Source organism: Halolamina salifodinae (assembly GCF_017874235.1).
Classification (GTDB): domain Archaea; phylum Halobacteriota; class Halobacteria; order Halobacteriales; family Haloferacaceae; genus Halolamina; species Halolamina salifodinae.
Map to the genome: position 1 here is coordinate 581359 of NZ_JAGGLC010000001.1, position 20020 is coordinate 601378.

Annotated in this window: 22 protein-coding genes and 1 tRNA gene; 10 read left to right on the forward strand and 13 right to left on the reverse strand. The window is 69.0% G+C overall.

The genetic code is table 11. The features are described from left to right. Window positions 1-42 precede the first annotated feature (42 nt). Window positions 43-540 carry a DUF456 domain-containing protein gene (locus J2753_RS03070; protein ID WP_209490353.1) on the reverse strand — a complete coding sequence of 166 codons (498 nt, stop codon included), beginning with the start codon at window positions 538-540 and terminating at the stop codon, window positions 43-45. Window positions 541-622: 82 nt separating this feature from the next. On the opposite strand from J2753_RS03070, the gene J2753_RS03075 reads away from it, so the two are divergent. Continuing rightward, window positions 623-994 (forward strand): 4Fe-4S dicluster domain-containing protein, encoded by a 372-nt coding sequence (locus J2753_RS03075; protein ID WP_209490355.1) that lies wholly within the window; start codon window positions 623-625, stop codon window positions 992-994. Window positions 995-1010: 16 nt separating this feature from the next. Here J2753_RS03075 and J2753_RS03080 read toward each other — a convergent pair whose 3' ends face one another. Both J2753_RS03080 and tmcA read right to left on the reverse strand, forming a co-directional pair. Next, window positions 1011-2081: an aminotransferase class I/II-fold pyridoxal phosphate-dependent enzyme gene (locus J2753_RS03080; protein ID WP_209490357.1), complete on the reverse strand. Its 1071-nt coding sequence runs from the start codon at window positions 2079-2081 to the stop codon at window positions 1011-1013. A 54-nt stretch (window positions 2082-2135) separates the two neighbouring features. Then, the gene (tmcA, locus tag J2753_RS03085; RefSeq protein WP_209490359.1) at window positions 2136-4481 is read right to left on the reverse strand and encodes a tRNA(Met) cytidine acetyltransferase TmcA; all 2346 of its coding nucleotides are present in this window, start codon (window positions 4479-4481) and stop codon (window positions 2136-2138) included. A gap of 204 nt (window positions 4482-4685) precedes the next feature. Here tmcA and rpl7ae point away from each other — a divergent pair, with 204 nt between their 5' ends. From rpl7ae to J2753_RS03110, 5 genes are all read left to right on the forward strand, one after another. Beyond that, window positions 4686-5048, forward strand: coding sequence for a 50S ribosomal protein L7Ae (gene rpl7ae, locus J2753_RS03090; RefSeq protein ID WP_054583460.1), 363 nt, complete (start codon window positions 4686-4688; stop codon window positions 5046-5048). A gap of 3 nt (window positions 5049-5051) precedes the next feature. Continuing rightward, on the forward strand, window positions 5052-5279 hold the full coding sequence (locus J2753_RS03095; protein ID WP_049979819.1) for a 30S ribosomal protein S28e: 228 nt from the start codon (window positions 5052-5054) through the stop codon (window positions 5277-5279). Continuing rightward, a complete protein-coding gene (locus tag J2753_RS14655) occupies window positions 5279-5689 on the forward strand; it encodes a 50S ribosomal protein L24e (protein WP_345777168.1) in 411 nt (136 codons plus the stop codon). Before J2753_RS03095 ends, J2753_RS14655 begins: the two co-directional genes overlap by 1 nt. Then, entirely contained in the window at window positions 5686-6150 is a 465-nt protein-coding gene (ndk, locus tag J2753_RS03105) for a nucleoside-diphosphate kinase (protein WP_209490361.1), read from the forward strand. Before J2753_RS14655 ends, ndk begins: the two co-directional genes overlap by 4 nt. Window positions 6151-6237: 87 nt before the next feature. Then, entirely contained in the window at window positions 6238-6519 is a 282-nt protein-coding gene (locus J2753_RS03110) for a hypothetical protein (protein WP_209490363.1), read from the forward strand. 129 nt (window positions 6520-6648) lie between these two features. Here J2753_RS03110 and J2753_RS03115 read toward each other — a convergent pair whose 3' ends face one another. The 10 genes from J2753_RS03115 to J2753_RS03160 form a co-directional block, all read right to left on the reverse strand. Then, entirely contained in the window at window positions 6649-7728 is a 1080-nt protein-coding gene (locus J2753_RS03115) for a methionine synthase (protein WP_209490365.1), read from the reverse strand. Continuing rightward, a complete protein-coding gene (locus tag J2753_RS03120; protein ID WP_209490367.1) occupies window positions 7728-8735 on the reverse strand; it encodes a 5-methyltetrahydropteroyltriglutamate--homocysteine methyltransferase in 1008 nt (335 codons plus the stop codon). The genes J2753_RS03115 and J2753_RS03120 overlap by 1 nt, the downstream gene beginning before the upstream one ends. Window positions 8736-8788: 53 nt before the next feature. Further along, window positions 8789-9823, reverse strand: coding sequence for an ABC transporter ATP-binding protein (locus tag J2753_RS03125; protein ID WP_209490369.1), 1035 nt, complete (start codon window positions 9821-9823; stop codon window positions 8789-8791). After that, window positions 9820-10905, reverse strand: a complete 1086-nt coding sequence (locus J2753_RS03130) for an ABC transporter ATP-binding protein (protein WP_209490371.1) — start codon at window positions 10903-10905, stop codon at window positions 9820-9822. The genes J2753_RS03125 and J2753_RS03130 overlap by 4 nt, the downstream gene beginning before the upstream one ends. Window positions 10906-10911: 6 nt before the next feature. Further along, window positions 10912-11868 (reverse strand): ABC transporter permease, encoded by a 957-nt coding sequence (locus J2753_RS03135; protein WP_209490373.1) that lies wholly within the window; start codon window positions 11866-11868, stop codon window positions 10912-10914. Next, window positions 11865-12821, reverse strand: a complete 957-nt coding sequence (locus J2753_RS03140) for an ABC transporter permease (protein ID WP_209490375.1) — start codon at window positions 12819-12821, stop codon at window positions 11865-11867. Before J2753_RS03140 ends, J2753_RS03135 begins: the two co-directional genes overlap by 4 nt. Window positions 12822-12833: 12 nt before the next feature. After that, window positions 12834-14462 carry an ABC transporter substrate-binding protein gene (locus tag J2753_RS03145; protein ID WP_209490376.1) on the reverse strand — a complete coding sequence of 543 codons (1629 nt, stop codon included), beginning with the start codon at window positions 14460-14462 and terminating at the stop codon, window positions 12834-12836. A 253-nt stretch (window positions 14463-14715) separates the two neighbouring features. Next, window positions 14716-14790 (reverse strand) — tRNA-Val (locus tag J2753_RS03150). An 84-nt stretch (window positions 14791-14874) separates the two neighbouring features. Then, the gene (locus tag J2753_RS03155; protein ID WP_209490378.1) at window positions 14875-15504 is read right to left on the reverse strand and encodes a helix-turn-helix domain-containing protein; all 630 of its coding nucleotides are present in this window, start codon (window positions 15502-15504) and stop codon (window positions 14875-14877) included. A gap of 47 nt (window positions 15505-15551) precedes the next feature. Continuing rightward, window positions 15552-15914 (reverse strand): group I truncated hemoglobin, encoded by a 363-nt coding sequence (locus J2753_RS03160; RefSeq protein ID WP_209490379.1) that lies wholly within the window; start codon window positions 15912-15914, stop codon window positions 15552-15554. A gap of 161 nt (window positions 15915-16075) precedes the next feature. Here J2753_RS03160 and trpD point away from each other — a divergent pair, with 161 nt between their 5' ends. The 4 genes from trpD to trpG are packed head-to-tail and all read left to right on the forward strand — an operon-like array spanning window position 16076 to window position 20014. Further along, on the forward strand, window positions 16076-17086 hold the full coding sequence (gene trpD, locus J2753_RS03165; protein ID WP_209490380.1) for an anthranilate phosphoribosyltransferase: 1011 nt from the start codon (window positions 16076-16078) through the stop codon (window positions 17084-17086). Beyond that, window positions 17086-17739 (forward strand): phosphoribosylanthranilate isomerase, encoded by a 654-nt coding sequence (locus J2753_RS03170; protein ID WP_209490381.1) that lies wholly within the window; start codon window positions 17086-17088, stop codon window positions 17737-17739. Before trpD ends, J2753_RS03170 begins: the two co-directional genes overlap by 1 nt. Further along, the gene (gene trpE, locus J2753_RS03175; RefSeq protein ID WP_209490382.1) at window positions 17739-19376 is read left to right on the forward strand and encodes an anthranilate synthase component I; all 1638 of its coding nucleotides are present in this window, start codon (window positions 17739-17741) and stop codon (window positions 19374-19376) included. Before J2753_RS03170 ends, trpE begins: the two co-directional genes overlap by 1 nt. Beyond that, a complete protein-coding gene (trpG, locus tag J2753_RS03180; protein ID WP_209490383.1) occupies window positions 19373-20014 on the forward strand; it encodes an anthranilate synthase component II in 642 nt (213 codons plus the stop codon). Before trpE ends, trpG begins: the two co-directional genes overlap by 4 nt. Window positions 20015-20020 lie beyond the last annotated feature (6 nt).

The window sequence follows — 20020 nt, forward strand, 5'->3', positions numbered from 1 at the left end:
GCTCGCAAAAGTGTCATGGCCGGGTGAGGACGCCCCGCGGCGCTACAGCCCGTTTCCGAACCAGAGCACGAACACGAGGTAGCCGATGAGTATCGACGCCACGAGCAGGAACACCGCGACGCCGGAGGCGAGCATCCCGGCAGTCGCCCAGAGGCCGTTGTCCCACGCCTCCTCGACGGATCTGTCCTCCCGACGGAGTTCCAGTGCGAACACCGCGGCGAACATCCCGACCACGACGCCGATGGGGCCGGCGACGAAGAACAGCACCAGCCCCGCGCCGCCCGCGAGTAGCGAGGTTTGCGTGCTCGCACCGCGGCCGCGGGCGGCGACGGCGCCGCCGAACAGGTCGACGACGACGGCGAGCATGCCGACGACGGTGAAGCTGAACAGGAGCCAGAGCGTCATCCCGCCGGACCCGAACAGGTACTCGACGTAGACGCCGGCCAGCGCGAGCAGCCCGGCGGGCACGCCCGGCACGCCGCTCGCGACCACCGCGAGCACGAGCAGTGCCAGCGCGAGGATGGACACGGCGTCGATCATGTTCGGGCGAACGCGGCCGGCGTACAAGAACCCGGGCGCACGCACCAGCGAATACTTATGCGGAGCGACGGGAGATACGTCCATGCCCATCGACCCGAACTTCGACACCCACCGCGAGCGTGTCGAGGGTGAGGAGGCCGCGGCCGCCAGCGGCGAGGACCAGGACGAGGCCGCCGTCACCGTCTGGGGCCCCGTCGACCCGCCGGAAAAGCTCGGCATCCACGGCACCCACGTCGCCGTGGACTACGACCTCTGTATCGCCGACGGCACCTGTCTCGAGGACTGCCCCGTCGACGTGTTCACGTGGGTCGACACGCCCGACCACCCCGAGAGCGACCGGAAAGTCGAACCCACCTTCGAGGACCAGTGTATCGACTGCATGCTCTGTGTCGACGTCTGCCCCGTCGACGCCATCGATGTCGACGCCAGCCGCGCGGGCGGCAGCGGCCTCTGAATCGGCGGCCGCTCACTCAGCGGTTGTTCTCGATGTGCCGGCCGATGCGTTCGAGCCCCGACTCCAGTTCCTCGGTGTGGAGGCCGAACCCGATCCGGAAGCGGTCCGGGTAGCCAAACACCTCGCCGGGTGCGAGCACCACGCTCTCTTCCTTGAACAGCGTCCGGCAGAACTCCTTGCCGTTCTCGAACCCCGCCGGAATCGTCGGGAAGGCGTTCACACCCGTCGGCTCGAACCAGTCGAGGTCGTACTGCTCGACGAACTCCGCGACGCGCTCCTTGTTGGCCTGCGCATGGGAGCGGTTCGCCTCAAGGATGTCGGCCTCCTGCTCGCCGAGCGCCTGCCGGGCGATGTGCTGCCCGACGAGTGGCGGCGAGATGGTCGTGTAGTCCTTCCACTTCCGGACTTCATCGGCGATTTCCTCGTCGGCGACGACCCAGCCGACCCGCGCGCCGGCGAGGCCGTAGGACTTCGAAACGCCGGCCGTGGAGATGGCTCGCGGGCCGAGCGCCGCGGCGGGGGCGTGGGGCTCCTCGGCCAGCATCCGGTAGACCTCGTCGACGAGCAGATAGGCGTCGTGTTCGGCGACGAGGTCGTACAGCGCCGCCATCGTCTCCGGGCCGAGGTACTTCCCAGTGGGGTTGCTGGGGTTCGTGAGCACGACCAACTCCGTCTCGGGGCGCATCGCGTCGGCGACGGCGTCGACGGATAGCTCCCACTCCGGCGGCTCGGTTCGGACCTCGGTCACGTCGCCGACGGCGTCGGGGACGCTCGCGAGGGACTGGTAGGTCGGTGAGATGACGACGCTGTGGTCTCCCTCGTCCAAGAGCGCCATGAACGTGAGGTAGTCCGCCTCCTGCGTGCCGCAGGTGAGGACGACTTCCTCGGCGTCGCGGCCGTAGCGCTCGGCGATATCGGCCCGGAACTCGGGGTCGCCGTCGGTGGGGATGACGTAGCCGAGTTCGCCCACGTCGAGGTCGAACCGGTCGACGGGGAGGCTCCGGACGCCGCTCTCGGCGAGCATCAGGTCGGCCTCTGGCTCGTACTCGTCGAGCCAGCGCTCCAGTTCGAAGGGTGGGAGTTCCATACGGACTGCAACTGTGAGCGGGCATTAGTAGCTCCCCATTCGGGGCGAAATCGCCTACTCCCAGTACCCGCGGTGCGCCTTCGCCGCTGCCGTCCCGTAGGCCTCGACCAGTGGCTCGCAGGCGTCGCCGAACGCCCGCATCGTCATCCGCGTCGAGACGTGATCCAGATCGTCGGCGACGGCTTCCCACTCGCGGTTCTGGAGCACTTTCTCGACTAGGAGGCGCTCCGCCTCGGCGTCGAGGTCGGCCTCGCCCAGAATCAGCTCCCGCAGCGCCAGTTCGGTGAACGCCGCCGGCGCGGCGTGGTAGCTCCCCATCCCGTTGGCGGCGTCGACGACGACCCGCCAGTCGCGCTCGGAGAGTCCCGCCTCCGCCGGAACCGCCTCGTCGTCGACCGCCCGGAGCGCACGCCGGACCACGTCGGGATCGACGCCCGCGAGCGGGCCCGTGATCACGCCCGTCGCACGCTCGCGGAACCACGTGGCGTGGCGTCCTGCGAGGTCGGCGCCCGTGTCGGTCAGCGGTCGGACCATCAGCGCGGAGTGCTCACCGCTGGCGTCGTTTTTCGTGGTGGAGAGGTGGACCGTCCGGTAGCCGTTCCCGGCCCAGAAATCGAGCAGTTCGGGTGTGGCGCCGTAGCCGACGCCGAGGTAGTCGACGCGCTCGCCGGCGCCCTGTCGGCCGGCGTGGGCGACCTGCTCGCCCCGGAGGTCGGCATCTCGTCCCTCGCTTGCGCGGAACTCCGCCTCGACCTCGCCGAGCAGGCGTGAGCCGAGCCCACCCGAGCGAACGGCGTGGTGGGTCGCGATGCGCATCACCCGGTAGCCGACTGGCTCGCCGCCGTCCTGATCGCGGAGTTGGCTGGTGAACACGTCCGGGAGCATGTTCCCGCGGACGCGCTCGCCGCGGTAGACACGCTCCCGGGTCGCCTCGCACAGGCCGCCCTCGCGGGCCAAGAGGGCGATACTGACCACCCGACCCTCATGCAGCAGCGCGCGGCAGGTGAGGTTTGGCGCGTCGAGCAGGCGTACGAGGTCGTCCGGTTCGGTCCGGTAGTGGGCAAGCACGAGCAGGCCGAACGCCTCCCGGAGCAGATGTTCGTCGGCCAGCAGGCGCTCGGGGGTGAGTTCCTCGTACTCGACGGTCTCCGGGGTGGCGTCAGCAACCAACTGGTCCACGGGCGGCCGGGCGTCGAGCAGCAGCGCGCGGAACGCCCACGACTCCACGGGGTCACCGGCGGCGTACCGGATCGGCTCGTCAAGCCGGATGTCGATCACCTCGCGCTCCGAGTCGGCGAGGCTGCTCCGGAAGCGCACGTCGAAGCTCCGACCCGCGCCCTCGTAGCCGTGGACCGTGGTGCAGAACGCGACCGGCGGGCCGTCGAGGAACCGTTCGAGCAGCGAGACGGGGAGCGCCGCGGCTTCGTCGACGACGACGGCATCCGGGTCGTCCGGGAGGTCGGCCGCTTCAGGGGGTCGGGCGAATCGGACGCAACCCCCCGAGTCGGCGGCGATTCGGTTCTCCCCGGCGCCGGCGAGCGCGTCGGCCGCTTCCAGCCGTTCCCGGGCGCGGGCGAACAGTTCATACGTGCCGCGGCGGTCCGGCGCGGTCACGAGCACGTCCCGCCCCTCGCGAGCGAGTGCGCCTGCCGCGAGGCCCGCGGCGCTCGACTTCCCGCGGCCGCGGTCGGCTTCGACGATGACGGCCGGTGCGGATTCGGCGGCGGTGTTCCCGAGCGCTTCCAGTTCGCGGACCGCGTCGGCCTGATCGGCGGTCTCGCAGGCGCGGTAGATGTCGTCCGGGAAGCTGGCACCCTCCGGGGGTTCGGGAGGTTCGCGAGGGCGCGCAGGCCACGGATCTGTCAGGCCGTCGTCTTGGATCTCGACGGCGTTTTCCTCCGGACCGTCGTAGTTCTCGTCCACGTCGCAGATCGCGATCCCCGGGTGTTCCCGGAGCGTCGCGACGAGTCGGCGACGGAACTGCCCGGTTACGTCGTCAACGCCGAACGGGGGCACGGCGAGCGTCTCGTCGAAGGCGTCGTGGCGCTCCGCCCACGAATCGAGATCCGGCGCGAGCAGGATGTAGAGACCGCCGCCATCGACGGCGCCGACGGTGCGGCCGATGGCGTTGGGCGAGCACTCGTCGTGGCCGTCGAGGACGACCGCCTGCTGCGTTCGGCCGAGGAGTTCGCGAGACTTTCTTGGACCGACATGCTCGAACGGCCAGTCCTCGGCAGCCGAGACCGCGGTACAGTCCGGGATGGGGAGGCCCGCGGCCTCGATGGCGTCGACGGCGGCCGCGCGGGTGGCGTCGGCGTCGCCCGTGAGCACGAGTGCGCGGCGCTCGTTCGCGCGCGCGGCCTCCGCGCGGAGGTCAGCCGCGAGCGAGGAGAGGGTCATGCCAGCCGATTTGCCCGCCCCGGGTTTGCCCGTTTCGGCTCCCGTGTCGGGCGCTGACACGGTCCCGGGAGTTTGAACACGCTTTTACGTGGGGCTGGCGAACCGATGGTCGAAGCCTGTCCGGGGTTGATGATACTCCCCACCGCTAGGGACGCGGTTCCGGTGGGGCAGTCGAGCCCGCAGGCAGGACGAGGTACTACAACAATGCCAGTTTACGTCGACTACGAGACCCCCGCCGACCTCGCCGACCGCGCGCTCGACGCGCTCGAGGTCGCCCGGGACACCGGCACCGTGAAGAAAGGAACCAACGAGACGACCAAGGCCGTCGAGCGAGGCAACGCGGACCTCGTGTTCGTCGCCGAGGACGTCCAGCCCGAGGAGATCGTCATGCACCTGCCCGAACTCGCCGAGGAGAAGGGCATCGCGGTCGTCTTCGTCGAGACTCAGGACGACCTGGGTCACGCCGCCGGCCTCGAGGTCGGCAGCGCCGCCGCCGGCATCGTCGACGCCGGTGACGCCGAGGACGACGTGGAGGACATCTCCGAGAAGGTCGAGGAACTCCGATAACCTATGAGCGCAGAAGAGGAGAGCGGCACGGAATCAACGCCTGCCGAGGTGATCGAGATCGTCGGCAAGACCGGGATGCACGGCGAGGCCATGCAGGTCAAGTGCCGCATTCAGGACGGCTCGAACCAGGGTCGCATCATCACGCGGAACGTGCTGGGTCCCGTGCGCGAGGGCGACATCCTCCAGCTCCGGGAGACTCAGCGTGACGCCGACTCCATCGGAGGTGCCTAATGCCCCAGAACCGAACCTGTGACTACTGTGGCGACGACGTCGAGCCCGGTACGGGCACGATGTTCGTCCACACGAACGGCAGCGTCGTCCACTACTGCTCGGCGAAGTGCGAGAAGAACGCCGACCTCGGGCGCGAGCCCCGAGACCTCGAGTGGACCGAAGCAGGCGGCCACCACCAGGCAGAAGCCGAAGCGGAGGCCGAAGCAGCGGCCGAAGCAGAAGCTGAAGCCGAAGAGGAGGCCGCCGAGGAAGAAGAGGAAGAGGAGTCCGAAGCAGCGGAGGAAGCCGAGGAGGCCGAATCCGGAGCCGAGGAATCCGAAGAAGCTGAGGACGCCGAAGCGGAATCCGACGAGGAGGCTGACGAGGCCGAGTCCGCGGAGTCCGCCGACGCCGACGAGGACGAGGAATGAGCGAGCGCGAGCGAACGTTCGTCATGGTCAAGCCCGACGGCGTCAAGCGCGGGCTGATCGGCGAAATCGTCTCGCGCTTCGAGGAGCGCGGCCTGAAGCTGGTCGCCGGGAAGTTCATCGAGATCCCGCGTGACCTCGCCGAGGAGCACTACGGCGAGCACGAGGACAAGCCGTTCTTCGAGGGTCTCGTCGACTTCATCACCTCCGGGCCCGTCTTCGCGATGGTCTGGGAGGGCGGCGACGCCACCCGACAGGTCCGCCACATGGTCGGCGAAACCGACCCCGCCGAGTCGCCCGCGGGCACGATCCGCGGCGACCTCGGGCTGGATCTGGGCCGCAACGTCATCCACGCCTCGGATCACGAGGATCCGGGCTCGAACGAGCGCGAGATCGAGCTGTTCTTCGACGAAGCGGAGCTGATCGACTACGAGCGCCCCGACGAAGCGCTGCTCTACGAGTAACGCTTCGACTTTTCCCGTTTCTCCCGCCGTCCAGCGACGCCGCCGGAACCACAAATGCCTCGTGTTCGTAGCCCGTCATACCGGTGTATGCTCCTGAGAGCCCTCACGTTCGTCACCGGCGTCGCCGGCGCTGCCGTCCCCGAGAAACTGCTCGACATCTGTGCCCGCTCGATGCTCGCGGGCTACGAGAACCCCGAGGACCTCGAACCCGAAGACTGGTACGTCGAGGCCACGCGCTACGCGGGCCTGCTGCTCGCCGTCGCCGCGCTGATCGCGCCGTTCCTGCCGACGCCCAGCGAGAGCGGCGACGGGGATGAAGAAATCGAGGAAGGGCCGGTCGTCGACGTCATCGAGTCGAGCGACGAGTAACCGAAAAACCGTTTTCCCCGCTCGGTCGTCGCCCTCCCACGGCTGCCAATCGCCGTGTCAGTCGTCGCCCTCCCACGGCTGCCAATCGCCGTGTCAGTCGTCGCCCTCCCACGGCTGCCAATCGCCGTGTCAGTCATCCGCCGGCGCGGCGTCCCGAACCGGCACGTCGATCTCGCCCGCGTCGAGTTCGGCCTCGACCTCCCGGGCGGCCTCCACGAGGTTCTCGGTCTTCCCGTAGGCGGCCTCGCGGGGCAGTAGCTTCAGCCCGCAGTCCGGCGAGATAGTGAGCTTCTCCGGGGGCACAACCTTCAGTCCCTGCTGGATGTTCTCCTTGATCTCCGCAACGCTCTCGACCTCGGCGGTGTGGGCGTCGACCACGCCGAGCGCAAGGTCTGGCGCGAACTCGCCATCCGCAAACGTCTCGATCTGCTCGTAGTCGCCGTTGCAGAGTTCGAGGTCCACCTCGTCGACCGGGAACTCGTTGAGTTCCGGGTAGATCCGGGAGTAGTCGCCGTAGCAGACGTGGAGGCCGATCCGGACGTCCTCGGGCACGCCGTCGGCGATACGCTCCAGACAGCCGCCGACGATGGCGTGGTCGTCGGGCGTCGTCGCCAGCGCTGGCTCGTCGATCTGAATGTAGCGCGCGCCGGCCTCGACCAACTTTTCGATCTCCTCGTTCACGAGGTCCGCGAGGTCGTAGGCCAGTGCCTCGCTGTCGCCGTAGTGCTCGTCGAACGCCCAGTTCGCGAGCGTGTAGGGACCCGTGATCGGCACCTTGACCGGGCGCTCGGCTACAGAATCGGTGAACTCGAACTCGTCGACCAGCCACGGTTCGTCGTAGCTGACCTCCTCAACGACGCTCGGCTTGTCGAAGTAGTTGTGACCCCACACCTTGATGGGCCCGTTGAACTCGTAGCCGTCGATGCGCTCGGCGAAGAACTCCACCATCTCGTTGCGCCGCATCTCGCCGTCGACGACGGTGTCGAGGCCGCTGCGTTCGTGCTCCTCGGTGATGAGGCGACACGCGTCGTCGTGGGCCTCCTCGAGGTCGGCCTCGTCGAACGAGGACTCCGGATCCTCGACGAGGTCGTCAGCGCGGTTGAGCCACGTCGGCTTGGGGTAGGAGCCGACGACACTCGTGAGCAGGAAGTGCTCGCTCTCGTGGTCCTCGGGGCGGAACTGCTCGCGGTTCTGGGCGTCTCGGGCCATCAGGCGCTCACCTCCGGGGTCTCGACGGCTTCAGCAAGCACCGAGAGCTTCTGCTTGTAGGTCGAGACGGGGAGGTAGGCGAGTTCCGTGTTTGGCGTCGCGTAGACGGTGTCGAACGTCTGGTCCGGGATCTGCTCGGTCACCCAGTCGATGCGCTCGGCGACGGTGCCGGGGTCCTCGACGGCGGTGTTCTGGCCGTCGACGAGACCCAGCGAGATGTCGCCCTTGGTGCCGTACTCGTTGACGTTGTAGAGGTGGGTCTCCCGGTTGCCGGCGACGAAGTCGAATCCGAAGGCGTCGACATCGGCATCCATCAGGTGGGCGTACGTCTTCTCCTCGTGAGCGCCCCAGTAGCTCTGGAACACCACGTCGGCGTCGGTGGCGCTGGCGACGGTATCGACGGCGTCGCTGACGCGCTCGTTCGTCTCGCCCTCGGGCGGGTCGGTCACCAGCGAGGGGTCGAGCAGGAACAGCGTCTCGTGGGGTGGGAGCGCCTCGACTTCGGCGGCGAGGAACTCCGCGATGGCCGCGAGGAACTCGGCATCGTCGCCGTAGTGCTCGTCGGTAGCGAGTTCCGCGAGCGTGTAGGGACCCGGCAGGACGGCCTGCAGGGACTCGCCCTCGTTCAGCAGGCCCGTTGCGGCATCGAGTTCGGCGGCGACATCTCCGTCCACGGTCAGGTCGTCGACGACCCGCGGGTCGCGGTAGAAGTTGTTGTTGTCGTAGTAGCGCACGATGCCGCCCGTCTCCACGCTGTCGTGGACCGCCAGCGGGTGGGCCAGCCAGTCGTCCCAGCGGCCCTGTCCCTCGACGATGCGGTCGAGGCCGGCCTCGCGCTGGTCGGTGATCAGGTCCTCGCGGACGCGCTCGTAGGCCGCGCGCACGTCCGGCCCCTCGCTGCCGTCGACGAGGTCGGCCCTCTGGTGACCTTTCAGGTCCGAGAGTTCGTCTTTCGCCCAGTCCGGGAGCGGGTACAGCCCCAGCGTGGTCGCGACTCGTTCGGTCATACGTCACGTTTCGGATGCAGTGGCTTAATAATTTCTACTGCGGGAGATGCCCTTCAGTAATTACGGCCGCCGGGCCGGAAGTGACACGCCACGGTCCGGTCGTCGTCGCCGCCCGGGCGCGGCTCCCCGCCAGCCTCCCGCTCCGTGAGTTCCGGGTCCGCAGCTACGCAGCGCGCGGCGTCATCGTCGTCGAGGCGCTCCCGGAGGTGGCATCGCGGGTGGAACCGACAGCCCGAGGGCGGATCCGAGGGGTCCGGCGGGGACCCGGGCAGTCGGATCCGCTGGTCCGGCGCTGGCTCGGCTCGGACCCGGGGAACGCTCGACAGCAGCGCCTCGGTGTAGGGGTGGGCGGGGTCGTCAAGCACTGCTTCGAGGCCGCCGAGTTCGACGAACTCCCCGAGATACATCACCGCGACGCGGTCGGCCACCTGCCGGACCACGCTCACGTCGTGGCTGATCAGCAGGTAGGTGAGGCCGCGCTCGGCCTGCAGATCCCGGAGCAGTTCCAAGATCCCCGCACGGACGCTCACGTCCAGCGCCGAGACTGGCTCGTCCAGCACCAGTAGGTCCGGGTCGAGCGCGAGCGCCCGCGCGATGCCCACGCGCTGGCGCTGGCCCCCGGAGAGTTCGTGCGGGAACGCGTCGTAATCCCGGTCCGGGTCGAGCCCGACGGTTTTGAGCAGATCCCGGACGTACGCCGCGCGGTCGTCCTCGCGCTCGCCGTGGATGACGAGCGGTTCGGCGACGATTCGGCCGACGGTCATGCGCTCGTTCAGGGTCGAGAACGGGTCCTGAAACACCATCTGGACCCGGCGGCGGAACGCCTTGTCGACGCCGCCGGCGATTACTTCTCCCTCGAACTCGATCTCCCCCGCGCTGGGCTCGTCGAGACCGATTACCATCTCCGCGAGCGTCGATTTCCCACAGCCGGATTCGCCGACGACCGCCAGCGTCTCGCCCTGCTGGAGGTCGAAGCTCACGCCGTCGACGGCCTGGACCGCGCCCGTCTTTCGTTTGAGGATGCCCGAGCGGACCGGATAGTGGCGCTTCAGGTCTCGAACGGAGAGCAGTGGCTCGGCGTCGCTCATCGTTCCACCTCCTCTTCTCCGCCTATCTCCTCAGTCCCGTCGGCGTCCCACCGGATCGACTCGACTGCCTCGCGGTCGTAGTCGTCGCCGCCCGGGTGGGCGTCGGTGTAGGCGTAGCAGGTCGCCTCGTGGCCGTCGCCGAAGGCGACCGTCGGCGGCGCCGCGCCGTCGCAGACGCCCGCCTCCGCGACCGGACAGCGCGGGTGGAACCGACAGCCCGACGGCGGGTTCTCGAGGCTCGGGGGCGCGCCGCCGATTGGTTCGAGGTCCTTGCGCTCGTCCACGTCGGGGACGCTGCGCAGGAACGCCTGCGTGTAGGGATGGCGGGGGGAGCCCAGTAGCTGCTTTCGGCTGCCGCGCTCGACGATCCGGCCGGCGTACATCACGGCGATCCGCTCACAGAGCTGTGAGACGACGCCGAGATCGTGGCTGATCAGCAGGAGCGACATGTCGCGCTCGGCGACGAGATCGCGGAACAGGTCGACGATGCCGGCCTGCACGCTCACGTCCAGCCCGGTCGTCGGCTCGTCGGCGATCAGCAGATCCGGTTCGCCCGCCAGCGCCATCGCGATGATCGCGCGCTGGGCCATCCCCCCCGAATACTCGTGGGGGTAGTCGTCGAAGCGCCCCCCGGGGTCGCCGATGCCGACCTCCACGAGGAGGTCGATGGCTTCCTCGTGGGCGTCCTGCTTCGAGAGGTCACGGCTGGCCCGGACCGCCTCAACGATCTGAGTGCCGACGGTGAGGCTCGGGTCGAACGCCGCCTCGGCGTTCTGGAACACCATCCCGATCCCGGAGCCACGGACCGCGCGGAGCTTTCGGCTGGAGGCGTCGACCAGTTCCTCGCCGCGCCAGCGCACCGAGCCAGTGACCTCGCCGGGGTCGTCGATCAGCCCCACGAGCGAGCGCACGGAGACGGATTTCCCGGCGCCGGACTCGCCGACGATGCCCAGCGTCTCGCCCGCTCGAAGGTCGTAGCTGATCCCATCGACGGCGACGAGAGGGTTCTCGCGGCCGAACTGGGTTCGGAGGTTCTGGGCGCGAAGGAGGGGGGCGTCGGTCGTGGGTGGGGAGTCAGCCATTCTGGATCACCTGTTGGGGTCGGTCCGGGGGTCGAGCACGTCGCGCAGGCCGTCGCCGAGCAGATTGAACCCGAGGACGGCGACGACGATGGCCAGCCCCGGAAACACGCTGAACCACCACTCGCCGCTGTCGACGTACCCCTTGCCAACCCGGAGGATCGACCCCCAGGAGGGTTTCGGCGAGGGGACGCCGACGCCGAGGAAGGAGAGCGACGACTCCAGGACGATGGCCAGCGCGGCTGTGACGGTGGCCTGTACGAGGATCGCCGAGAGACAGAACGGCAGCACGTGGACCAGCATGATCCGGACGTGGGAGGCACCCAGCGAGCGCGCGACCCGGACGTGCTCCTCCTCGACGACCGAGACGGCGCTGCCGCGGGTGACGCGGGCGAACTGCGGGATGTAGACGATGCCCAACGCGAGCACGATGTTGGTCAGCGACTGGCCAAACACGGCGACGAGGGTCAGGCCCAGCAGGATCGCCGGGAACGCGAAGATGCTGTCCATCAGGCGCATCAGCGCGTCGTCGACGCGGCCGCCGGCGTAGCCCGCGAGCAGGCCGATGGGGACGCCGATGGCGCCGGCGACGAGCGGGGTGGCGACGGCCACCTGCAGCGCGATCCGGGCGCCGAACAGCACCCGTGAGAACAGATCCCGGCCGTAGTGGTCGGTGCCCATCGGGTACGCGAGGCTCGGCCCCTGCAGGCGTGCGGGGACGTTCACCGTCGCCGGGTCGTGCGGCGCAAGCACCGGCGCCAGCAGCGCGATCAGGACGACGCTCCCGGTGATGAGGAGGCCGGCCATTGCCAGCGTGTTCCGGCGGAACCGTGCCGCAAAGGCTTTCGCGCGGCGGCGGAGGGGCGACTCAGGACGGGACTGGGCCCGGGAGTCGTCGCCGGGCTCGGCGCCGGAGTGGCCACGGGGTTCGGGGAGGGAGTCGTCGCGGGAATCGTCGGCGCTCATTGGTCACCTCGCAGTTTCGGGTTCAGGTAGAAGTACGCGGCGTCGACGACCACGTTGACGACGACGAAGAACGTGGTGTAGACGAGCACGACCCCCTGGAGGGTGATGTAGTCGCGGCTCCGGATGGCGCCGATCAGTAGCTGTCCCATCCCCGGGATGGTGAACACCTGTTCGACGACGACAGAGCCGCCGAGCAGGTAGCCGAACTGCATCCCGATGACCGTCACCACCGGGATAAACGCGTTCTTCGTCGCGTGGCCCAGCACGCGCAGGTCGCTCACGCCCTTCATCCGGACGGCGTCGAGGTACTCCCGGCGGAGCTCCTCCAGTAGCTCCGAGCGCAGCATCCGGGTGACGACGGCGGCCATCGCCGTCCCGAGCGTGATCCCCGGGAGGAGCAGGTAGCGGATCCCCGCGACCGGGTCCTCGAGCGGCGAGGCGTAGCCCGCGACCGGGAGCCAGCCGAGGTTGACGCCGAAGGCGATCAGCAGAACGATGCCCAGCCAGAAGTTCGGGATGGAGACGCCCAGCAGGCCGAACGTGAGGCCGACGCCGTCGAGGGCTTTCCCGCGGTTGGTCGCACTCAGCAGGCCGGCCGGAATCGCGATGGACAGCGAGACGAAAAAGCCCGCGAGCGTCAGGAACAGCGTTCGGGGCAGGCGGCTGGCGATGGCGGCGCTGACCGCCTGATCGTCGACGTACGAGCGGCCCAGATCCCCGCGGATCGCGTCGGTGATGTAGTCGACGTACTGCACGTAGATCGGGTCGTTCAGCCCCATCTCCTCACGCACGGCGGCGAGTCTGGCGGGGTCGGCGTCGGCGCCGAGCATCACGATGGCCGGATCGCCGGGGACGAGCCTGATGAGGCCGAACACGACCACCGAGACCAGCGCGAGCACCGGCAGCGCCCAGAGCAGCCGCCGGACCAGAAACGCCTGCAGCCGTGAGACCATCGCCGCCGGCGCTCACTCCCCCTTCCACATGGTCCAGTAGCGGGTGTACGGTAGCAGCCACGGCTGGACCCCGTAGACGTTCGATCCCAGCCCCGTGATGCCGTCGGCGCGCGCGACCGAGATCCACGGGCAGTTCTTGTTGACCAGTTTCTCGAACTCGGCGTAGATCTCCACGCGGGCCTCCTGATCGGTCTCGCTACGGCCCTGTTCGAGCAGGTCGTACATGCGTTGGGCGTCCGGTTGCTCCTCGCCGTAGTGGTTGAACTGCGAGCCGTCGGGGTGGATGAAGCCGTAGTAGTGCCGGTCGGGGTCGATCTTGAACGGCACCGAGAACGCCATCGCGCCGAAGTTGCCGGTGACGAAGTCTTCCAGTTGGGTCGCCCACTCGAGGGTCTCGGTCTCGGCGTCGATGCCCGCCGCCGCGAGGTTGGCGACCAGCAGATCCGCGGTGGTCTCCATCAGCGAGTACCGACTGTTGGTCTTGATCGTCAGCGTCTCGCCCTCGAGGGGGTTGCCGGCGTCCTCGAGGATCTGCTTTGCGCGCTCGACATCGCGGGTGCGCCGGCTGTCGCCGAGGTCGTGGTTCCAGATGCTGTCCTCGGCGTAGGGCTGCCACGCCGCCTGGCCGTAGCCCGAGACGGCGGCCTCGACGATGGCGCCCCGGTCGATGACGTGCGCGACCGCCCGCCGGACTGCCGGGTCGTCCCACGGCGGTTCGCTACAGTTGATGTGGAGTTGGCCCCACTCGGTGCCGCTCTGCCGGGAGAGCTTCGTCCGGTCGTCGTCCCGAAGGGTGTCGGCGTCGCTGCCGCCGACGCCGCGGACCATGTCCACGTCGCCGCTACGGAGCGCCGCGACCCGGGAGTCGGCGTCCGGGATCGGCGTGATTTCGACGGCGTCGAGCAACGGCACGCCGTCCTCGCGATAGTCCTCGAACGCCGTCAGCGTGAGGTGGTCGCCGGGTTCGTGCTCCTCGAACTGGAACGGGCCGCTCCCGACTGGCTCCTGAAAGTCACCGAGGCCGCCGCCCTGTTCCTCGACGGCCTCCTCGGGGACGACGACCCACGGGACGCGCCCGAGGAAGTTGAAAAACGGCGCGAACGTCTGGGCGAGCGTGAACGTCACCTCGTACTCGCCGGTGGCTTCGACGGACTCGACCGCCGAGAGGTCGGCGCCCATCGCGCCGTCCTGATTCATGCGCTCGAAGGAGTAGACGACGTCCTCGGCGACCAGTTCGCGGTCGACCGGCGGGTGGAAGCGCGCGTCCTCCGCGAGCGTGAACGTGTACGTGCGGCCGTCGTCGCCGATCTCCCAGTCGGTCGCCAGCCGCCCGGTCGGGGCGCCTTCGTCGAACGTGATCAGCGTCTCGCAGATGTTGAAGTTCACCACCCACGAGACGACGCTCTCGGTGGTGTGGGGGTCGAGTCCAGTGAGTTCGGACTCGAAGCCGACCCGGAGCCGGCCGCCGGCCTGTGGGCCGCCCTCGGGGGTCGACACCGTGGTTTCGGTGGCGGGAATCGGCGACGACGTGCCGTCGCTGGTCGGAGTCCCGTCGCCGGTACAGCCAGCGAGCGCCGTCGCGGCGGCGCCGCCGACCGCCGAAAGGAACGTTCGCCGATCGGCCGTGGAGTCCTCTGCCATCGTTGGAGAAGGCAGTATGGGCGCGGGTAAAGCTTCCACGGTACACACACGGGTTGATGAGCAGCGGAAGAGACGGATGCTGTCGCAGGCCAGGAACCAGTCCTATGGAAGAATTCCGGGGCGGATTCTGAACCACGAGAACTCGCTTCGCTCGTTCTCTGGGTTCAAATCCTTCGTGACCATCACACCCGACGCCCGCTCCTCGCTCGCTCCTTACAGTCGCGTCGCTCGTCGATTGGGCGTCGGAAGAAGATGGGTTGGGGCGGATTTGAACCGCCGGCCTCCTCCATGTCAAGGAGGTGTCATAACCGGACTAGACTACCAACCCGACCGGGCTATCTCTGCACTCAATCGTACCCGTCGGGCTTAGTTGAAGCTTTCGAAAGTCGGCTCCGGCAGGCGGTTGGCGCCCTCACCGCGTGCCGTCGTCGACGGACGCCTGCGCCAGCGTGGCCTCCGTGCGGCGGAGCACGCCGCTGAGCGTCGATTCGGCCATCTCCAACTCCGCCGCGAGGTCGGTCAGCGAGGCGTCGCGAGGCTGCTCGTAGTAGCCGGCGCCGATGGCCGCCTCCAGCACCTCGCGCTGGTGGACCGTCAGCACGTCGTCGTCGACGTTCGCGCCGCGGACGCGGTCGAGGCGGTAGTCGAGCCCCCGGTCGTCCAACTCCGAGCGCAGCGCCGAGAGCCTGTCGTGTGAGACAGTCAGCTCCCAGTGTACCTCGCCCTCGCTGATCTCGAAGGGGAACTGCACCGGGACACCGGAGGATTGGACCGCCCGCAGGAGCATCGGTGACGCCGTTTCGAACTGGACCAGCGCGTCGGCATCCGTTCGCGCGAGCACCGACACGTCACGTAGGTCCGCGTCGAGGATGTCCGCGAGCACCGGCGCCGGGTCCGCGGCGCCGACCTCCAGCAGCCCCGTCCCGCCGTCGGCGTCGGGCAGCGCCGAGAGCACGCGGAACTGCGCGTCGGGGTAGCGACGGCTGATCTCGCCGATCCACGCCGCCGACGGGAGGGTGATGACGAGTTCGACGCGGGGCATACCCGACCCAGCGTACTGACGGAGAAGAACCGACCGATTGCGACCGGCTACTTCCCGACCACGTCGTCCTCGAGCGCCGCGACCTCGCCGATGATCGAGTCCGCGGTCGCCTCGCCGACGCCGTTCTCCACCAGCGCGGCGTGGAGGTACTCGGCCACCTGGCCGAACGCCTCCTCGGTGATCCCCATGCCCTCGTGGGCCGCCTGCATGTCCGCGCCGTCGTAGTCCACCGGGCCGCCAGCGACCGCGCTGACGAACTGTACCTGGTGGGCGAACAGCGCCTCCATGTCGGTCTCCGCGAAGTAGGGCTCGAGCAGCGGGTCGTCGAGCACCCGGTCGTAGAAGTCGTCGACGACACGTTCGACCGCCTCACGCCCGCCGATTTCCGCGTAGATAGACGACTGAGACATCACCGAACCACGGGGCGGGACAGGGTTGGGCGTTGACCCGAACCGATTCGGCCATGATTGAGCCTCTCTCTCAACCGTGCACCACTCTCCCACGGCAGGCTTAAGTGAATGTACAGAGTTGTACACTACATACCCGATTCGTACATTCGGGCGCTCCACCCATGCAGGAACTCATCGAACGCGTGACCGAGGGCGAGGACCTGAGCGTCGAGCAGGCCCGCGAGGCCGCGACGCTGGTCTTCGAGGAGGCGACCGAGGCACAGATCGGCGCGCTGCTGGCGGCGCTCCGAGCCAAAGGCGAGACGGAGGCCGAAATCGCCGGCTTCGCCCAGGGGATGCGCGACGCCGCCCGGACCATCGACCCCGACGGCCAGCCACTGGTCGACACCTGCGGCACCGGCGGCGACGACTACAGCACCATCAACGTCTCGACGACCAGCGCCATCGTCGCCGCCGGCGCGGGCGTCGCCGTCGCCAAACACGGCAACTACTCGGTCTCCTCCTCCTCGGGGAGCGCCGACGTGCTGGAAGTCGCCGGCGCCGACATCGAGGCCGAACCACCTGCCGTCGAGGACGCCATCGAGCGCGACGGCATCGGTTTCATGCTCGCGCCCGTCTTCCACCCCGCGATGAAGGCCGTCATCGGCCCGCGCACGGAACTCGGGATGCGGACCATCTTCAACGTCCTCGGGCCGCTGACCAACCCTGCGGGCGCCGACGCGCAGGTCCTCGGCGTCTACAGCGAGGAACTGGTCCCGCTGATCGCGGAAGCACTCACCCATATGCCCGTCGAGCACGCGCTGGTCGTTCACGGCGACGGCATGGACGAGATCGCGCTCCACGGCCCCACAACCGTCGCAGAAGTCGAGGGCGAGGAGGTCACCGAGTACATCATTACGCCCGAAGACCTCGGCCTCGAGAGCGCCCCCGTCGACGCCATCGCCGGCGGCACGCCCGAGGAGAACGCCGAGGACCTCCGGGGCATCGTCGACGGAACTGTCACCGGCCCCAAGCGTGACGTGATCCTCGCCAACGCCGGCGCGGCAATCTACGTCGCCGGCCTCGCCGACACCCTCCAAGACGGGGTCGAGCAGGCCGCCAAGTCCATCGACGACGGCGCGGCCAGCGAAAAGTTCGCGGCGCTCTGTGGCGAGGCCCTCGAGGCCGAGTGATGGCTCGGACGAAGCTCTGCGGGCTCGGCACCCAAGCCGACGTTGCCGCCGCAGTCGACACCGGCGCGGACGCGCTGGGGTTCATCACCGACGTTGAGGTGGACACACCCAGAGAGATCGATCCCGAGCGCGCTCGCGACCTCGCCGCGACGGTTCCGCCGTTCGTCACCACCGTCGCCGTCACTATTCCCGAGACTGTCGAAGAGGCCGTCACCGTCGCCGAAACCGTCGACCCGGACGCGATCCAGATTTACGGCGACTTCGGCCCCAACGAGATCGAAGAGATCCACCAACGCGCGGGCGTCGACGTGATCGTCGCACTCGGCGTCGAAGACCGGCAACGCGCCCACGAACTCGACGGTGCCGCCGACGCGCTGCTCGTTGACTCACTCACCGAGGAGGGCGCGGGCGGCACCGGCGAAACACACGACTGGGACGCCACCCGAGAGCTTCGAGAGGAACTCGACACGCCACTCGTGCTCGCTGGGGGGCTCACTCCCGAGAACGTCGCCGACGCCGTGGCGACGGTCGATCCCTTCGTCGTCGACACCGCCAGCGGGATCGAACGCGACGACGAACCGGGGCGGAAGGACCACGCGGCCATGCGCACGTTCGTCCGCGAGGCCACCGCCGCCCACACGGAGGCCACCTGATGCCCGAGTTCGACCGCTCCCGATCCGAGTTCGAGGGTCTGCTCGCCGACACCGACGGGCCCGCAGTCGCCCGACTCACCGCCACGCTCGATGTGGACACCGAACCGCTATCGGCCTACGCCGCGCTAGGCGACCGGAGCGACCACACGTTCCTGCTGGAGAGCGCCGAGAAGGTCGCCTCGAGCGACCCCGCGGGCGCGTTCGCCCCCGCGGACGGCCACACGACCCCCGGCGCCGACGACGACGCCGACCGGCACGCCCGCTTCTCCTTCGTCGGCTACGACCCCGAGGCGCTGGTTTCGGTCTACCCCAACCGGACCGAGGTCGAGCAGCTCGGCCCGGCGGCGCGCTTCCTCGACGGCCTCGACGCCGACGCTGGCGAGGAGGTCGGTGCCTGCGACGGGGAACTCGACGACCCCGATACGCTGGATCGCCTCCGCCTCGCGCTGCCGGGCGTGGAGCGCGTCGGCTTCGAGGCGGGCGACCGCCAGCGACTCGACGGCGGCCTCGTCGGCTTCCTGGCCTACGACGCCGTCTACGACCTCCACCTCGCGGAGGTGGGGGTCGAGCGCCCCGACCCCGTCGTACCGGACGCCCAGTTCGTGCTCACGACCCGGACGCTCGCGTTCGACGACCGGGAGGGGAGCGTCGAACTCGTCTTCACGCCAGTCGTCGCCGAGGCGGACGACGCCGGCGCCGTCTACGACCGACTCGTCGCGGAGGCCGAGGCGGTCGCCGGCGACCTCGCAGCAGCAAAGGCCCCCGAAACGGGCGGCTTCGACCGCCAGTCGGCCGACTCCGGCGCCCGCGACGACTACGAAGAGGCCGTCGCCGAGATGCAGAAGCACGTCCTCGGCGGCGACGTGTATCAGGGTGTGGTCTCCCGCAGCCACGAGATTGCGGGAGATCTGGACACGCTGGGGCTCTACGCCTCGCTTCGCGAGGTGAACCCCTCGCCGTACATGTATCTGCTCTCCTTCGGCGACCGCTCGGTCGTCGGCGCCAGCCCCGAGACGCTCGTCTCGGTCACGGGCGAGCGCGTCGTGTCGAACCCCATCGCGGGCACCTGCGCCCGCGGTGCCAGCCCCGTCGAGGACCGCCGGCTGGCCGGCGAACTGCTCGCCGACGACAAGGAGCGTGCCGAGCACACGATGCTCGTCGACCTCGCGAGAAACGACATCCGGCAGGTCTCCCGGCAGGGCAGCGTGCGCGTCGAGGAGTTCATGAACGTGCTCAAGTACAGCCACGTCCAGCATATCGAATCGACCGTCACGGGCCGGCTCCACCCGGATTTCGACGGCTTCGACGCCACCCGCGCGGCGTTCCCCGCGGGGACGCTCACCGGCGCGCCGAAAGTCCGGGCGATGGAGCTACTGGACGACCTCGAAGTGAACCCACGGGGCGTCTACGGCGGCGGCGTCGGCTACTTCTCGTGGACCGGCGACGCCGACACGGCCATCGTCATCCGGACGGCGACAGTCGACCACGGCGAGGGCGACGCCCCCGACGAGGTCCGAGTCCGCGCGGGCGCGGGTGTCGTCGCCGACAGCGACCCCGCGAGCGAGTTCGAGGAGACCGAACAGAAGGTCCGCGGCGTGCTGGACGCGCTGGAGCGGATCGAAGGGGGTGCCCAATGAGCACCCCGAGCGCCGACGATAGCGAGGCGCCGACGGTGCTGTTCGTCGACAACTTCGACTCGTTCACGTACAACCTCGTGGAGTACGTCGGCGAAGGGGCGCCCGACGCCGATGTCGAAGTCCTGCGGAACACCGCCTCCCTCGACGAAGTCCGGGAGATCGACCCCGATGCCGTGGTGATCAGCCCCGGCCCCGGCCACCCGAAAAACGAGCGCGACGTGGGGCTGACGATGGGCGTGCTCCGCGAGGTGAGCCCGGAGATACCCACACTGGGGGTCTGTCTCGGTCTCGAAGCCGCCGTCTTCGAGCACGGCGGCGCGGTCGGGCACGCCCCCCGGCCGATCCACGGCAAGGCGTTCCCGGTCGACCACGACGGCAAGGGCGTCTACGAAGGCCTCGAACAGGGGTTCCAGGCCGGGCGCTACCACTCGCTGGTCGCGACGGAGGTACCCGAGGAGTTCGAGGTGACGGCGACAACGACCGACGATCCCGAGAACGGCGACGACGCCGAAGAACTGGTGATGGGTGTCCGCCACCGCGAGCACCCCATCGAGTGCGTGCAGTTCCACCCCGAATCGGTGCTGACCGCGGTGGGTCACGACGTGATCGGGAACTTCCTCGACGGCGCGCTGCCCTGAGCGATT

What these genes read in the sequence shown, in the direction of transcription:
- J2753_RS03125 (WP_209490369.1), bottom strand. Translation starts at nt 9,823, where the DNA reads ATGAGCGACGCCGAGCCACTGCTCTCCGTTCGAGACCTGAAGCGCCAC.
- ndk (WP_209490361.1), top strand. Translation starts at nt 5,686, where the DNA reads ATGAGCGAGCGCGAGCGAACGTTCGTCATGGTCAAGCCCGACGGCGTC.
- J2753_RS03140 (WP_209490375.1), bottom strand. Translation starts at nt 12,821, where the DNA reads ATGGTCTCACGGCTGCAGGCGTTTCTGGTCCGGCGGCTGCTCTGGGCG.
- rpl7ae (WP_054583460.1), top strand. Translation starts at nt 4,686, where the DNA reads ATGCCAGTTTACGTCGACTACGAGACCCCCGCCGACCTCGCCGACCGC.
- J2753_RS14655 (WP_345777168.1), top strand. Translation starts at nt 5,279, where the DNA reads ATGCCCCAGAACCGAACCTGTGACTACTGTGGCGACGACGTCGAGCCC.
- J2753_RS03110 (WP_209490363.1), top strand. Translation starts at nt 6,238, where the DNA reads ATGCTCCTGAGAGCCCTCACGTTCGTCACCGGCGTCGCCGGCGCTGCC.
- trpE (WP_209490382.1), top strand. Translation starts at nt 17,739, where the DNA reads ATGCCCGAGTTCGACCGCTCCCGATCCGAGTTCGAGGGTCTGCTCGCC.
- J2753_RS03160 (WP_209490379.1), bottom strand. Translation starts at nt 15,914, where the DNA reads ATGTCTCAGTCGTCTATCTACGCGGAAATCGGCGGGCGTGAGGCGGTC.
- trpG (WP_209490383.1), top strand. Translation starts at nt 19,373, where the DNA reads ATGAGCACCCCGAGCGCCGACGATAGCGAGGCGCCGACGGTGCTGTTC.
- J2753_RS03155 (WP_209490378.1), bottom strand. Translation starts at nt 15,504, where the DNA reads ATGCCCCGCGTCGAACTCGTCATCACCCTCCCGTCGGCGGCGTGGATC.
- J2753_RS03070 (WP_209490353.1), bottom strand. Translation starts at nt 540, where the DNA reads ATGATCGACGCCGTGTCCATCCTCGCGCTGGCACTGCTCGTGCTCGCG.
- J2753_RS03095 (WP_049979819.1), top strand. Translation starts at nt 5,052, where the DNA reads ATGAGCGCAGAAGAGGAGAGCGGCACGGAATCAACGCCTGCCGAGGTG.
- J2753_RS03135 (WP_209490373.1), bottom strand. Translation starts at nt 11,868, where the DNA reads ATGAGCGCCGACGATTCCCGCGACGACTCCCTCCCCGAACCCCGTGGC.
- J2753_RS03145 (WP_209490376.1), bottom strand. Translation starts at nt 14,462, where the DNA reads ATGGCAGAGGACTCCACGGCCGATCGGCGAACGTTCCTTTCGGCGGTC.
- J2753_RS03130 (WP_209490371.1), bottom strand. Translation starts at nt 10,905, where the DNA reads ATGGCTGACTCCCCACCCACGACCGACGCCCCCCTCCTTCGCGCCCAG.
- trpD (WP_209490380.1), top strand. Translation starts at nt 16,076, where the DNA reads ATGCAGGAACTCATCGAACGCGTGACCGAGGGCGAGGACCTGAGCGTC.
- J2753_RS03075 (WP_209490355.1), top strand. Translation starts at nt 623, where the DNA reads ATGCCCATCGACCCGAACTTCGACACCCACCGCGAGCGTGTCGAGGGT.
- tmcA (WP_209490359.1), bottom strand. Translation starts at nt 4,481, where the DNA reads ATGACCCTCTCCTCGCTCGCGGCTGACCTCCGCGCGGAGGCCGCGCGC.
- J2753_RS03120 (WP_209490367.1), bottom strand. Translation starts at nt 8,735, where the DNA reads ATGACCGAACGAGTCGCGACCACGCTGGGGCTGTACCCGCTCCCGGAC.
- J2753_RS03115 (WP_209490365.1), bottom strand. Translation starts at nt 7,728, where the DNA reads ATGGCCCGAGACGCCCAGAACCGCGAGCAGTTCCGCCCCGAGGACCAC.
- J2753_RS03170 (WP_209490381.1), top strand. Translation starts at nt 17,086, where the DNA reads ATGGCTCGGACGAAGCTCTGCGGGCTCGGCACCCAAGCCGACGTTGCC.
- J2753_RS03080 (WP_209490357.1), bottom strand. Translation starts at nt 2,081, where the DNA reads ATGGAACTCCCACCCTTCGAACTGGAGCGCTGGCTCGACGAGTACGAG.